Raw genomic sequence first — 12,507 nt, 5'->3', positions numbered from 1 at the left:
AACCCAAAAACAAAGGGCCTAGCCTTGCGGCTAAGCCCTTGTTTTGTTTGGCTGGGGAACTAGGATTCGAACCTAGATTGACGGAGTCAGAGTCCGAGTCCGGCACTTTTGAACGCTTCGGGGCACCATTCAACGCCATAAAAATCAGCGGCTTATCTGTTTGCGCTAGTGCTGAATGGTGCCGTTTTGCGCGTCAACGCGGCGGGCAGTGGACTCAGATTGGACTCAGGGGTGAATCAGGTCAGCTTTTCGAAACTCCGTTGACCGCTTCCTCGAATGCCCTGGGGTGGGGTTCACGGCAGATCGGCGATCAGGGCCGTATCCCACAGCGCGGCCTAGACGCGCCCATGAAAAACCCGCCAATCGGCGGGTCTGGGATCATAGCTTTTGGGTCTCGTCTAGACTATTCCGCTCATCTTCATCAGTGCGCCGATGATAAGCGTAGTCTGAAGGAATCCTGCCCCAACAACCCAGCGGATCAGCTCGGCCTTGCTCTCGGCGATGCGCGCGTTCGTTTCCGCGATGTCGCGTTTCACCTCCAGACGCAGTGCCTCGATGTCGCGCCTGAGGTTATTCTCGCGGGCCTCGACATCCCCCTTGGTGGCTATCTGCCGGTCAATGATCTCTGCCAGGGCGTGGGCTTGGGTCGCGGCTTGCTGTTCACTGAAGCCACCGGACTTGAGCTTTTCAGCATAGGCCAGGGTGTCGAGAACGATGGTGGTCATTGGGTGTCTCTCTCGGGTTGTTGGTTGTCTCGAAGCATAACGATCTATCCCTGAGCCACCAGGGGGCGTCGATCCTTCTATGGTGCGGCGGTCATCTCAGGATACCAGAGCTTAGCGGCCTGATCGGTGATGGGTGTTCCGCTGGATCAGCCATCCTGCTCTAGCGCTTCGACCTCGGCCACCAGGGCGGTGTGCGTCTCTCGCGATGCTGTCTGGCACTCGCGCCGGCCGAAAATCCGGGATCTTCCCGGATTTGCTAAGCCGGCTCCGCGCGCGCGAGGAAATGCGCCGGCCAGTCAGATCCCTGCACTGGATGAGGCGGCCGGCTCCGCGCGCGCGAGGAAATGCGCCAGCTGAATGACCTTGTCGCCCGGCGCATAGGGCCGGCTCCGCGCGCGCGAGGAAATGCGGGAGTTGGACGCCGATGCTCAAATTTGTCCATCGCCGGCTCCGCGCGCGCGAGGAAATGCGCCCATGGGGTGGTGAAATACCACCCAGCCGATTATCCATCCTGCTCCAGCGCTTCGACCTCGGACACCAGGGCGGCGCGCGTCTCTCGCGATGCTGTCTGGCCCTCGCGATGGATGCGGCTCAGGTTGGAGCGGTCGATCTTGTGCCCGGCGGCGGCCATAGCACGGGCGATGTCGGTATAGGTGCCGAACCGGTCGAGCAGCAGACCGACCAGGTCGGCATCACTGCGCGGCGGTGCGTTCCGCTCCAGGGCCGGTGCTGGCGTCACTGTGTCGCTTTCCAGGGGCGTCCGCCCTTTTCCCCTTTTTGGGGGTAAATTCGGCTTAATATCTGTCACTGTGTCGGTATCTTCGGACTCATTTTACGTTACAGTGACGCCATTATCAGCCGCCTTATTCGTCACTGTGTCGCCTTTCGGTATCCGCTCCAGATGCACCACATAGGTGTGATCGTCACTGGAGCGCGCATTAAGCCGCCCGAACAGTTCCTCGACGCCGTAGAACAGCGCGCCGGGCCGGTCTTTTCGATACGCCAGGGCCACGGCTTCCAGCAGCAGTTGGTCGGGTAACGTGGTGATGTTGCCCTCGGGATCGTCCAGGGCGAACCGGACGCGCTCCCGAGCCTGCCGCATCCGCTCAGCCGATGTCAGAGCCGGACGCGGGCCTTTCGGGCGGCCGCGCTTCTTCGGTGTGGCGGTGGTCGTGTCGCTCATTTCTCGTCACCGTGTCGGTTATAGGTGACTTGAATATAGCGCACAGTGACGAAAATACAAGGATATTTCGACACTGTGACGAATCGCGCAGAGACCGCGTGAAAAGAGACGGCTCGACCCTCGACCTGGGTGGTCGGCTCCAAGTCATCATGCGGATGATCCTCAGCCAGGGCGGTCGGCTCCAGGCTGTCAGTGGATGACCCTCGACCTGGGTGGTCGGCTCCAGGCTGTCAGTGGATGACCCTCGACCTGGGTGGTCGGCTTCATGGCTCGCGCGGACATCCGGTGCCCGGTGTGGCTCATAGGAGGGAAAGCGAAGGGTGCCGGCTTTTGCTCGCGACCAGCCGGCGGGCCGAAACCTCGCGCGGGCAGATCTACCGCGCGTCGAGCAGGTCGGAGCGAGCCGGATCTCGCTCGACCGGATTCATTGTGGGTTTCAAGCGGTTCCGATCAGCGCGACGATGGGGCCGGCTTCCGTCGCACTACCGACGCCAGGGGAGACATTCAGGTCGAAGCGCTCGCTACAGATAACCTTCGTCTGCTGATAGCTCGACAGGCTGTAGGGGTCGACGCGCAGCGTTAGGGTTTGACGGTCGCCGAAAATGGCACCCAGCCGCAAATCACCGAAGATCAGCATCGCCTCATCGCTCAGATCGCTGAAGCTCGCCGGCATGGCAGGAGTGGTGACAATCTCGAAGCCGGCATACTCAAGAGAATCCGCTTCAGCCAGCGTCGCCGCTGTATTACCGCCGGCGGCGTCCATCAGGCGACCGAACACCAGTTCGCGCGCCTTTTTCGAGCACAACCAGACGGGCGTCATACCTGGATAGTCGGGCAGACGCCCCATCAATGCTCGAAGGTCGGTCGTGTCGATGTCGCCAAGGGTGGAATGCCCCGATGCGGCGGAGACGCCCCCGGCCTTGCCAAGGATCGCCGAGCGCAGACCGACGATACCGCCATAGGTGCTCGTTCCATCGCCGTCGATCAGGCACTCGTCCTCCTTGCGCGCGAAGGCTTGAGCCATCTGCTCGACGACATATTCAGCCAGATCGACCAGGGTCACGTCCTGAGCATAGTCGTTCGAGATCCGCGTTTCGGCGGCCAGATTGAGGGCTGTCAACGTGATCGCATCCAGCGTTGGGTCACTGGGTGACGGCGGCGCTTCGCGACCGACGAACCAAGCGGGTGTGTCGCCGGTGTCGTGTGGGATCGTGGCTGTTCCGCTGGCCATCGGGTGGCGTCGACACAATCGCCGGACCACACCATAAGACTCGCGCAAGCGGATGATGGGGCCGACCAGTTCGTCGGGAACGATGGCGGACTGTCCAGGGCCGATGCCAGTCAGGGCGCGCTGCATTCCGTTCTCACGGCACCAGTTGCGCGCGCGCTCGTCGCCGAAAACGGCTGCTCTGAGCCAGGCTCCGGCGCGGTGGGCGGCGTGCTCGGCTTGGCGCCGGCCGCCGGCATACAGGGCCGGGTCGAATGCGCGCAGCTCGCCGGGTTTGCGCATCGCGAACGGCTTGAAGTTGTGGCGGACGGTTCTCATGAGCGGCGGCTCCTGGATACGGGGCGCGGGGCGCGTGCCTGAAGGTCGGTTGGGTTGGTGTAGTGCAGCGTGCCGGGGCGCTGGCTGATCCGGCGGGCCTCGGAGTCGGAGACATGGCGGACGATGGCGCCGGTCTCGGGGTGACGCAGCGCGAAGCGCTGGCCGTCGAGCCTGACCAGTTCCAGCGCATCGCCGCCAACGCCGGTGCGGCAGACGATCTCGGTCATGACAGTCCCTCGGGTAGGTTGACCAGGTGGGTGACGATCAGGCGGGCGTAAGCGTCGCTCAGCTCCGTCGAATCCGGGAGACCCAAGAAGTCGCCCACGAAATCGCCGAAGCGCAATCCGGTTGTGGATGTGATCTCGGTGGCCTGGATCTTCCGCCCCCACAGATCGGCCGCGAAGGCTTCGAGCAAGCGGGACCGCAGGCCGTCGAAATCGCCCACGTTCGCGCGACCCAGTTGGCGGGCGAAGGTGTCGCGTGCAGCGCGTAGCGCGTGGTAGGCCTCCTCGGCGCCGATCGGCTTGGCTTGGCGGAAACGCTCCTCCAGTTCGGCGAGGAGCTTGACTTGCTGTTCGAGGCGCGACACCTCGGCGTGGCGCTGCTCGATGGCGGTCAGCTCAAGCTTGCCGGCCAGGTGCTCGTCGAAGGCTTCGTTTGCGGCACGCTTGGCGTGCTCCAGCGCGTGACGGGCGGATTCGAGATCCTGACTGGCCTTGAGCGTGCGCTCCTTCAGTTCATGGGCGCGCGCCTTGCTGTCGCGATAGCGCTCGAAGGCGTCGATCAGGTCTTGGCGCGCGATCGTCAGGGCTTCGTGGGTCTTGGGATTGGTGGACACTGCCGGCTCCGGTGGGTTTTGGATGCGTGCATCCTGAACCCAACGGAGTGCAATCGATAGGGTCAATGCAGTGCAGTGCAAATGCTGTGTAGCTGGCGGAGTTTGGGCAGTGTCTCGCCGGTTTGAAGGGCGCGGAAGATGGCACAGCGGACGGCGTTGAAGTTCGCCGGTGGGTCCGATCGGTGCCGAAGGCTGGGCCAGAGACTCTCGACGCGCCGGCACTCGCGCTCCAGGGCCTCGGAGCGCTCGAACGGTCCCAACTCGCCGGGGATCTCAAGCCAGGCTTGGTGCAGGAAGTGATCGCGCCGGCGGCGCAGATAGCGCGTCCGGGCGGTCGGGCGCCCTGGGGCGCCGCTCAGTCCAAGGGCCTCGTCGAGCGCGGCGCCCTGGAGATAGTCGCGGATCGCACGCTTCAGCCAGGGCGCGGACGCGATGTCCGCGACCCGCAGCAGGGCTTCGATGGGGCATCGGTTGGACTCCACGGCGACCGGGTCTGGCTCAAGGTGCTGGATCGTCATAGCCGTGTGCCTCTTGTGGGGGATCGCACCTCGCCGGCCGTGCAGCGATCGGTGATCGGTAGCGGCTCGGCGGCCGCGAGCCGAGACAGGATCGGGTCGAGCAGAGCACCACCATCGGGCGGACTAGTCAGGATGAGCGTCGTGTTCGGCGGGTTCCAGGTCGACCACGCCGGCAGGGGGCGCGCACTCCAGCCGTGATCCGAGCACCAGGACTGCGCGGCGTCGGGACCGCCATACGGTTCGGTGCACAGCACCAGGCCGCCATCAAAGGTCCAGGTCGTGACGTGATCGAATCCGTCATCGTGCAGGCCGCCGAGACAGGCGCGCGACTCCCGAGCGGGTTCGAGTCCGCTGGCGTCCGCAAAGCGCACGGTGCGGGCGATCGTGTCGACCAGGGCGCGGGCGGCGTCCAGCGTCGGCAGGCGGCGACCGGACAGGAAGTCACGGACGCGGGGGAGGCGATCGTAGTAATCGAGCCGGGCGAAGCGCGCGGAGATCTGGCGCATGAACAGCGCTCGATCGCGGCGCGGGCCGAACTCGGCGACGATGGTGAGCGTGGTCATGTGGGGTCGGCCTCGGTGGTGGTCTCCCTGAGGGCGGTGGCGCCCCCCTTCGCGTTCAACAGCCATTCCGGAAACTGAAACCGGATCGCGTCCGAGACCTCGACCAACTGGGCATATTCGCGTTGCGCTCCCTGTCGCTCTTGGTATTCGAATGATGCAAGTGCTTGATTTTTCATACCCATAAGTCCACGTTTCTAGCCGAATTCCGCGCCCTTTGCGTCCGCATCCCGGACGCTCGGGAAAGAACCTATGCATACCCGGACGCATGACGCCGGAGCACGGCCGTGACGCGCTCGCCGCTCAGCTTGCGGTGTCGCTGGAGCAGTGCGGCCATCTCGTCGAGTGCGCGGCGGTGGTCGCGCAGTCGCTCCAACACTTCGGTCAGTGTCTCGGTCATCAGGTGTTCGGGGTCTTCATCCAGCTTGCTGGACGCTTGCCCGACGATCGCACGCGCCAAGGCCAGCTCGTCGACACCCGCACCGAGCGCGGGCGATCCGCTCAAGGCCAGCTCGGCGAAGGGGCCGGCCAGGAGGATCTTGGCCTCGACCAGATCGGCGAGTGGATGTGTCCATTCGTCGATGTAGAGCCGACCGGCCGCGCGCGTCATCCCGAGCCAGAATCCATCGCGCTCGAAAATCTTCACGGAGCGGACGCGGCGGCCGTGGTCCAGGTACATCACCACATGCCCAGCTTCGTGCAGCGCGGCGGCACGGCGGGGGCACGCCAGGGCGGCCGGACCTTGGGCGCTCAGGGCCAGGCTCAGCAGGTGACGGGCGTCGGCTTCCATGGCGCGGCGGGCGTCTGGGTTGGTGAAGGTCAGGCGGTCGATCGTATTCACGGTAGGGTCTCCAGAGCGGCCGGGTCGCTGGTCGCCTCGGTCGGCGGTTCGTCGAGATCGGCCAGCAGCGGCAGCGGCTCGCCTTCCAGTGCCTCGGTGATGGCCTCGCACAGCGCGGGTGGTGGTGGCGGTGCGAGATCCGGGCGGACGGCGGCGACCAGGGCGGCCAGCGCTTCGTCGGACTCGACCAGGTGCTCGAATAGCCCGGCGTTGCTGGTGGATGCCGCGCGGGTGAATGCGCTGTCCAGCGAATTGGAGATTTCATCGTCGTAGCTCTCGCCGAGTACCGGGTCCAGTTCCTCGAGTAGCAGGTCTAGGCGGCGTTCGGACTCCAGGAGCGCGCGCGTCAAAGGGGTGATCAGCTTGCGCAGTTCGGCCAGGCTGGTGGTCGCTTGGGTGGCGGCTTCCTGTGCTTGTTGGGCGCGCGCGTGGGCTTCGTCGATCTCGTGACGGATGCTGACGAGGAAGCGAAGCCGGCCGCCGTTGGGTTGGCGGCGCAGGAGTTCGCGGACGGCGCGATCAGGATCGATGCGGCCGTTCCGCTCAATCGGGACGACGCCCTTATCGACCAGCTCCGTGACGTAAGCGCGCGAGCACCCCAGCAGCTTGGCCAGATCGGCGCGGGTGATTCGGAACCCCAAGCCGGTCTGTTCCAGGGGGAGCGAAGCTAACATCTTCGATGCTGAGCCTGTTTTTTGCTCAGGTTTGGCCATGTTGTTTGCTCTGTCGGTCGGTTGTCAGGAGGGGTTGACCATGAATGGCGTACACCAACTAGCTAAATCTCGCGAGTCTCGCACCCGCAGTACGAGTGCTCAGGAAGAACCTACCCGCCGGGCGCCAAAGTCTCGGCAGCCTGGACCGCAGGTCGGCGATACATACCGTCTCCCGTATCCCACACAGCGACCGCATCGCGTGGCGTAGCCATCCCGCATGGGCCGCGCGCGCCACAGTTGATGCACTCCACCTGATACCCCTTGGCATGGGTCGATGCGTTCGGGGTCGTCCTTGGTCCGAGCACTTGGGTAGAGAGAAACCCACAGAAGGGGCAGGAATTCCTCGGGCGTGTTGTCTTCATCTTTACGTGTCTCACTGCTTGAGTGCGTGCAAAGTATTGCGCGGGTATGTCGAAAAATGTCGGAAATGTCGGAATGTCGGAAAAGCCTTTAGGATCATTGGCTTTGGCGTTCCGACAAAGTTTTGCGTGTCGGAAATGTCGGAATTTTCAGGCCGGTGGCGGTGATCTTTTCCGACACTTCCGACAGGGTTTAGCCAAAATCGGAACTCCTAACCTTATTGATCCTCAATGGCTTTTCTCTTGATTTCCGACATTTCCGACATTTCCGACAAAATCTAATAGTGGTCTCAACTTTGACGACACACGATAGAGCGAAAGGTGTAAGCCGATTCATTCTCCACCCTCCACCAGCTTGGCCATCGGCAGGCACCAGACGCGCGGCGGGGTGATGCCGCGTCGACCATGGCGATACCCGACATTGCGACCCTCGCCGGAGCGCAGATAGCCCTTCTCCACCAGCGCGCGCCCAAGTCTGGCCTGGGTGCGCAGGGCGCCGGCGTTCTGATCTCGGGCGATCCGGGAGACGACGGAGTAAGCGGCGTCCGGCATCAACCAGACCTCGCCCCGCGTACCCTCGACATAGCCGATCAGCTCGCCCTGCTCTTCGTAACGCGGGCCGTCGTCGGGGTCGTCCTTCTGTCGGATGCGACCACGCCAGCCGAGCAGAGCCGCGTGCATGGTGGGCGGCCGCGTTGCCGGCCAGTGGGCCGCGTCGACCAGGTGCGCGCGGCCGGTGGCGAGTGCGGCGCGCAGCATCTCTATGAAGCGCGTCGCGTCCTCTGACTGATCCTGGATGTCGGCTTGATTCTTGGCTTGAGCCTGGAGCGCCCCGACCAGCCGGACGAGCAGCGCGTGGGCCTGATCAGATTCGAGCGCGCCGACGTCGACGGCAAAGGTGACGAAGGTCTCCAGAGCGACGGTCAGGCCGGCCAAGTTGGATGGGATGCGACCATGCGCGCGTAAGGCTTCAGGGGCCTGGGTGCGCAAGCTCTCATAGCGCGTCGGCAGCTTCGCGCCCAAGTCATCCGCGCGCCCGGCGAGCCATTGCAGGTATCCGGCCAGGCTTTGGCGATAGACGCCCTGGGCCGCGTCGCGCTGGCAGGCGGTCAGCTTGGATAGGTCGATCGACCCCACGTCGAGTTCGACCGTCCAGAGTCGGGCGCGCAGACTGCGACCAGGGGGCAGGTCTTCGCCGGACGCAGACACCAGGCCGCGCGGGTGCTGTCCCTTGCGTAGACGGATATCGGCGGTCAGGCGCTCGCGTCCGGCCGCATTGGCGGCGCCCCGAAAGACCCGATCGGCCTTCTTCGCCAACTGGGCCTGATCGTGGGCCGCCCCGCTCGGGTTGAAGTCGTCGATCTCGAACAGCGCATCCTTGACGGCGTGGGCCTGAAGCAGCAACGCGCCCTCGGACGATTCCCATGATCCGGGCAGCGCGCGGGCGTGGAACTGACCGTAGTGGGCCATCGCCAAGGCGGCCAGCTCGGTCTTGAGGCAGCCGGTGCGCCCGACGACAAACACGCCCCAATCGAGCCGCACCCACGGCGCCAAGGGTGGGGCCGCGATGCGTGCCAACTGGACGGCGCCAATGCCTGGCTGAGCCGTGGACAGGTCCACCAGGCGCAAGGTCGCGCGCACGGCCTCCCGCAACTCGGGGGGCGCGGGGGGAGCCGGCAAGTGATAGCGCGGGTCGGGCAGGTCAACGGCGAGATCGTCGCGCGCTCCATGGGCGGTGATCGCCCCGCCGGCGTGCAGGTAGTGGAGTTCGCCGCCGATCTTGCGCCATCCGCTGTGGGTGTAGACCCGTCGCGTCTGGACCTGGAAGTGGGCGGAGAAGGTTTGAATGCAGGCGCGCAGATGGTCGCGGATCGAGTTGCCGGCCGTGACGACGAAGTGATGCCCCAGCTTGGGGGTGATCCAGGTCAGGCCGGCGAAGCGATCGGTTGGGATCTCGACCAGGGTTTCGGTGATGCGTCCCCCGCGCGGCTGGAAGATCGTCAGCAGCGTGGCATTCTCGACCGTCTCGCCGTCGTCGCGCTGGCGTTCCTCGGTGACGATCGCCGAGAAATTGGCCAGCTTGGTCGTGCTCTCGGTCGGACTGGCGTCGGCTCCACGGCCAACCGAAACGCGCACCAGGTAGAACTCGCCACCACGCCAGAGGTATTGCCCGAGACGCAGGTTCTCCGGGGGCAGACTCGGCGGCGCGCTGTCGTCCAGATCCTCGGGGGGCGCGGGGGGTGGTGCCTCAATGGGCGGCTCATGGCGTGACTCGCGGCGCGATGATCCGCCCCGGCTCAGCCCCAGCAACCGGGCCGCTTCCCGCACGGCGGTTTTCTGGTCGCCCCCATGGGCGAGGATGCGGTACAGGTCGAACGCATCGTGGGGGTGCCCATCGGCCAGCGGATCGCCGCCATGATCGGAGTAGACCTTGCCGGTCTCCGACAACAACCGGACTCCGGGCATACCCGACGAAGACGCCGGGTGCAGCCAGCGACCCCGACCCTTCGGGATGTAGCCATGCCGGGTCAGCAGCTCGCCGGGGTCATGGGCTTCGTTGAAGGCGGTGATGACAGACGGGCCGTCCTGGGGCGTCGAGTGGGCGGGCGGCGGTGCTTGGCTGACTGCACGAAGCATGGCCTCGGCGTGCTGGGCGGCTTCGAGCAGGCGGTCCACGTCGAGCGGTTCGCCCTCGACGGCGCGGGCCTGGAAGTGTTCAAGCCGCTCCTGGGGGCAGCGCGGCAGATACAGTAGGCGGGCCGGTTCCAGGCATTTGGCGTCGACACACTCGCTCAGACCCAGCACGGCGGCCAGGTGCAGGCCCAACGGGCGGATCTCGGCGGGGGCCAAGGGGCGCGAGAGCGCGAACACCAGCCGATAGCGGTGGTGTTCGCGGTCGGTCGGCTGGATCGTCGGGTCCAGGTGGCTATGCGTGGTGTGACCGATGCAGCGCCAACCGCTCGCCTGGAGTTCGTCCAGGATCTCGGCGAGGGGCGGCGGTTCGAGACCGACCACGGTCTTAGCCGCGCCGGTGCCGTGGGTGGTGGCTTCCACGTCCAGCGGGAGAACCGACCACGCGCGGACGCGCTCGGCAGAGCGTGGGCCTGGATCGATATCAGCGGGCAGCCATGCCGGGCCGTCCTTGGGGCCAGGCTTGGTGTGTGTCAGGCGCTCGACCAGGGCAGACCAGTTCACCAGCTCGCGCTGTTCGACCGCGCCAAAGCGATTGGCCACGGTCGCGATGGGGAAGCCAGATGGAGGGAAGGAGACCGGCGGCGGGTCGGTGTGCAGCCGAATCCCGCGCCGGGCACGTTTCGTCGGGGCCGAAGCGGCCCCGTCCTTGGGGCTGCTGGTCATCGCTTCGACTCCTGCTTCTCGGCCTGCTTCAAGCGGCATTCGAGGATCGGCCTCAGTGCCCGCGCGACGGCTCGACGAAGCTCATCATCCAATTCGAGATCGCCATAGCTGGATGCGAGCGTGTGGGCCGATGCCAATTGCTTGCTGAGCGCGTAGCTCAGTTTGAAGGACTCGGGATAAGTGCTCATTGGTCGGCACCCTCCAGTTCCTCAAGCGCGCCCTCGAAGAGGCTGGCGAGCGCCAGCTTGAGATTCCCGTCGTAACGCTCATCGGCCAAGCGGCGAAGCGCCCGGTGCTGGGACGGACTCAGATACCAGTCGAGATCGGCGAGCAGGTCACAGACGGATTCCGGCTCGGTCGCCTTCGGGGTGTCGGTGGCGGGTACCGGTGTTGGCGTGGGTTCCGAGTCGCGCCATTCAACGGCGACATCAGCCAGGATCGCGGCGCCAGTCACAAGCCAAACGGCGTGGTCTCGGTTTTCGCTCGTCAATGAGCATTCGCTGAGCCGGCTATCCAGTTCGCGGATGACGGCGCGGCAGGCGTCCAGGGCGTAGCGGCGTTGCTCGATCATTGCGCACCTCCCGTCACCGCATCGGCATGGCGATGCAGCGCGGCAGCCAGCAGCCGGCCGGCGGTGCGGGGCAGGTCGGCGCCCTCCTGCTCGGCGAGGGAGCGAAGCTGGGCCAGCTCGGCGTCGGACAGGTCCAGATTCAGGGGTTCGGGACGCTCACCCTCCTTGGCCTGACGCTCGACATCATCGGCGACGGCGCGCAATGCCTCGGCAATGCGGCGCTGGCGTTCGGGTTCGGCGGCGGCTTTGGCCTCGGTTTCCTGCTCAGTCAGGATCTCAGCCGCATCGATCGCGGCATTCAGGGCGGCGGCGATATGGCCTTGATGCGCTTCGCTGGCCAGTGCGCGAAGGCGCTTGGAGTCGCCGGCCGAGAGCGTGATGCAGCCTTCCTCGCGTCCTGCCGCGCATTCCAGGGCGCCCAGAATCGGGTTGATGACGCTGTACAAGCCATCTTCGGCGGCCTTATCAGACAGGCGCTCGACATCGATGGCCATGAGCCAGCGCAAGGCGCTGGCACAGTTCAGCGCGGTCTCGTACAGGCTGGAGCCGACAAGCGGATTCAGCTCGGGATGGGAGTCGACATTGAAAGTCGGGAACATGGGTACGGTCCTCATGTGGAACATGGATGGACCGACCGCAAAGACGGCGGGCAGGCGAGCGAGCGCGCATGGCAGACAGACCCCGAACGGGGTACAATCGCGCTTGCCGGTGCACCATTGGCTTCACAGGTCGGTGCTTAAATGTCCCCTTTGGCCTGGCAGGGCCGGGGGGAACGGCTTTAACGATACGCCCAAATCGGACTGCTTTGCAACGCCTCGACGGTCGCGCGTCGGGGCGTTCTCATTTGTGGCCCACTTCCGGGCCTGCTTCTCGCGCCGTTCTGCGCGGATCTTCTGTGATCTTCTCGGCATCGTGACGACTCCCTGTCAGGCGGCGTGCTGGTGGCTGTTGGTCAGCCACTCGACGAAACGGGGCCGGACCACGAACAGCAGTGCGCGTTTGCTTTGCGGGTTGGCGCGCTTCTCGACCACGGCGCCGGACGAGAGCAATCCATTCTCGCGCCGGTAGCGCATCCACCACTGCAACGCGGTTCGCGTGGCGAGCTTGCGCTTTTCGGCCTCACGGCAGAAATCGGCGAAGGGGACGATATCGGACAGGTCCAGGGCGGATTTGCCCGGATTGGTGTCGATCGGTGCAGGCATGTCTAAAACCTCCGGTTGCTTGGGAGGTTTTAGGGTCGCGCAGAGCAGTCTTGGCCGCGACGAAGATTCAGGATTTTTTTCGGAGTCGAATCTT

16 protein-coding genes and 1 tRNA gene are annotated in these 12,507 nt (G+C 65.1%); all 17 read right to left on the bottom strand.

The window, feature by feature from the left end:
• Window positions 1-48 precede the first annotated feature (48 nt).
• Window positions 49-135 (bottom strand) — tRNA-Ser (locus HW932_RS09705).
• A gap of 263 nt (window positions 136-398) precedes the next feature.
• Window positions 399-725 (bottom strand): hypothetical protein, encoded by a 327-nt coding sequence (locus tag HW932_RS09700; protein WP_176976289.1) that lies wholly within the window; start codon window positions 723-725, stop codon window positions 399-401.
• 502 nt (window positions 726-1,227) lie between these two features.
• On the bottom strand, window positions 1,228-1,464 hold the full coding sequence (locus HW932_RS09695; protein ID WP_176976288.1) for a hypothetical protein: 237 nt from the start codon (window positions 1,462-1,464) through the stop codon (window positions 1,228-1,230).
• Window positions 1,465-1,557: 93 nt separating this feature from the next.
• Complete coding sequence (locus tag HW932_RS09690; RefSeq protein ID WP_176976287.1) at window positions 1,558-1,908, bottom strand: hypothetical protein; 351 nt, start codon at window positions 1,906-1,908, stop codon at window positions 1,558-1,560.
• 436 nt (window positions 1,909-2,344) lie between these two features.
• Window positions 2,345-3,418, bottom strand: a complete 1,074-nt coding sequence (locus tag HW932_RS09685) for a phage major capsid protein (RefSeq protein WP_176976286.1) — start codon at window positions 3,416-3,418, stop codon at window positions 2,345-2,347.
• A 32-nt stretch (window positions 3,419-3,450) separates the two neighbouring features.
• Complete coding sequence (locus HW932_RS09680; RefSeq protein ID WP_176976285.1) at window positions 3,451-3,681, bottom strand: hypothetical protein; 231 nt, start codon at window positions 3,679-3,681, stop codon at window positions 3,451-3,453.
• Window positions 3,678-4,292: a hypothetical protein gene (locus HW932_RS09675; RefSeq protein WP_176976284.1), complete on the bottom strand. Its 615-nt coding sequence runs from the start codon at window positions 4,290-4,292 to the stop codon at window positions 3,678-3,680. The genes HW932_RS09680 and HW932_RS09675 overlap by 4 nt, the downstream gene beginning before the upstream one ends.
• A 62-nt stretch (window positions 4,293-4,354) precedes the next feature.
• Window positions 4,355-4,810 carry a hypothetical protein gene (locus tag HW932_RS09670; protein WP_176976283.1) on the bottom strand — a complete coding sequence of 152 codons (456 nt, stop codon included), beginning with the start codon at window positions 4,808-4,810 and terminating at the stop codon, window positions 4,355-4,357.
• Window positions 4,807-5,373 (bottom strand): hypothetical protein, encoded by a 567-nt coding sequence (locus HW932_RS09665; protein ID WP_176976282.1) that lies wholly within the window; start codon window positions 5,371-5,373, stop codon window positions 4,807-4,809. Before HW932_RS09665 ends, HW932_RS09670 begins: the two co-directional genes overlap by 4 nt.
• Window positions 5,370-5,549, bottom strand: a complete 180-nt coding sequence (locus HW932_RS09660; RefSeq protein ID WP_176976281.1) for a hypothetical protein — start codon at window positions 5,547-5,549, stop codon at window positions 5,370-5,372. The genes HW932_RS09665 and HW932_RS09660 overlap by 4 nt, the downstream gene beginning before the upstream one ends.
• A gap of 71 nt (window positions 5,550-5,620) precedes the next feature.
• Window positions 5,621-6,211: a hypothetical protein gene (locus HW932_RS09655; protein WP_176976280.1), complete on the bottom strand. Its 591-nt coding sequence runs from the start codon at window positions 6,209-6,211 to the stop codon at window positions 5,621-5,623.
• Entirely contained in the window at window positions 6,208-6,885 is a 678-nt protein-coding gene (locus tag HW932_RS09650) for a hypothetical protein (RefSeq protein ID WP_176976279.1), read from the bottom strand. The genes HW932_RS09655 and HW932_RS09650 overlap by 4 nt, the downstream gene beginning before the upstream one ends.
• 731 nt (window positions 6,886-7,616) lie before the next feature.
• Entirely contained in the window at window positions 7,617-10,640 is a 3,024-nt protein-coding gene (locus HW932_RS09645) for a hypothetical protein (protein ID WP_176976278.1), read from the bottom strand.
• Window positions 10,637-10,828: a hypothetical protein gene (locus HW932_RS09640; protein WP_176976277.1), complete on the bottom strand. Its 192-nt coding sequence runs from the start codon at window positions 10,826-10,828 to the stop codon at window positions 10,637-10,639. Before HW932_RS09640 ends, HW932_RS09645 begins: the two co-directional genes overlap by 4 nt.
• On the bottom strand, window positions 10,825-11,211 hold the full coding sequence (locus HW932_RS09635) for a hypothetical protein (protein ID WP_176976276.1): 387 nt from the start codon (window positions 11,209-11,211) through the stop codon (window positions 10,825-10,827). The genes HW932_RS09640 and HW932_RS09635 overlap by 4 nt, the downstream gene beginning before the upstream one ends.
• Window positions 11,208-11,810 (bottom strand): hypothetical protein, encoded by a 603-nt coding sequence (locus HW932_RS09630; RefSeq protein WP_176976275.1) that lies wholly within the window; start codon window positions 11,808-11,810, stop codon window positions 11,208-11,210. The genes HW932_RS09635 and HW932_RS09630 overlap by 4 nt, the downstream gene beginning before the upstream one ends.
• Window positions 11,811-12,137: 327 nt before the next feature.
• The gene (locus HW932_RS09625) at window positions 12,138-12,413 is read right to left on the bottom strand and encodes a hypothetical protein (RefSeq protein ID WP_176976274.1); all 276 of its coding nucleotides are present in this window, start codon (window positions 12,411-12,413) and stop codon (window positions 12,138-12,140) included.
• Window positions 12,414-12,507 lie beyond the last annotated feature (94 nt).

It is taken from the genome of Allochromatium humboldtianum, from assembly GCF_013385175.1.
GTDB lineage: Bacteria > Pseudomonadota > Gammaproteobacteria > Chromatiales > Chromatiaceae > Thermochromatium > Thermochromatium humboldtianum.
Note: the sequence above shows the minus strand (reverse complement) of the source record. Positions and strands in the feature narration are given on the sequence as shown.

Excerpts from the sequence above, each read along its gene's own strand:
- HW932_RS09690 (WP_176976287.1), bottom strand. The coding sequence starts at position 1,908 with ATGAGCGACACGACCACCGCCACACCGAAGAAGCGCGGCCGCCCGAAA.
- HW932_RS09640 (WP_176976277.1), bottom strand. The coding sequence starts at position 10,828 with ATGAGCACTTATCCCGAGTCCTTCAAACTGAGCTACGCGCTCAGCAAG.
- HW932_RS09650 (WP_176976279.1), bottom strand. The coding sequence starts at position 6,885 with ATGTTAGCTTCGCTCCCCCTGGAACAGACCGGCTTGGGGTTCCGAATC.
- HW932_RS09670 (WP_176976283.1), bottom strand. The coding sequence starts at position 4,810 with ATGACGATCCAGCACCTTGAGCCAGACCCGGTCGCCGTGGAGTCCAAC.
- HW932_RS09700 (WP_176976289.1), bottom strand. The coding sequence starts at position 725 with ATGACCACCATCGTTCTCGACACCCTGGCCTATGCTGAAAAGCTCAAG.
- HW932_RS09680 (WP_176976285.1), bottom strand. The coding sequence starts at position 3,681 with ATGACCGAGATCGTCTGCCGCACCGGCGTTGGCGGCGATGCGCTGGAA.
- HW932_RS09645 (WP_176976278.1), bottom strand. The coding sequence starts at position 10,640 with ATGACCAGCAGCCCCAAGGACGGGGCCGCTTCGGCCCCGACGAAACGT.
- HW932_RS09635 (WP_176976276.1), bottom strand. The coding sequence starts at position 11,211 with ATGATCGAGCAACGCCGCTACGCCCTGGACGCCTGCCGCGCCGTCATC.
- HW932_RS09625 (WP_176976274.1), bottom strand. The coding sequence starts at position 12,413 with ATGCCTGCACCGATCGACACCAATCCGGGCAAATCCGCCCTGGACCTG.
- HW932_RS09660 (WP_176976281.1), bottom strand. The coding sequence starts at position 5,549 with ATGAAAAATCAAGCACTTGCATCATTCGAATACCAAGAGCGACAGGGA.
- HW932_RS09630 (WP_176976275.1), bottom strand. The coding sequence starts at position 11,810 with ATGTTCCCGACTTTCAATGTCGACTCCCATCCCGAGCTGAATCCGCTT.
- HW932_RS09665 (WP_176976282.1), bottom strand. The coding sequence starts at position 5,373 with ATGACCACGCTCACCATCGTCGCCGAGTTCGGCCCGCGCCGCGATCGA.
- HW932_RS09685 (WP_176976286.1), bottom strand. The coding sequence starts at position 3,418 with ATGCGCAAACCCGGCGAGCTGCGCGCATTCGACCCGGCCCTGTATGCC.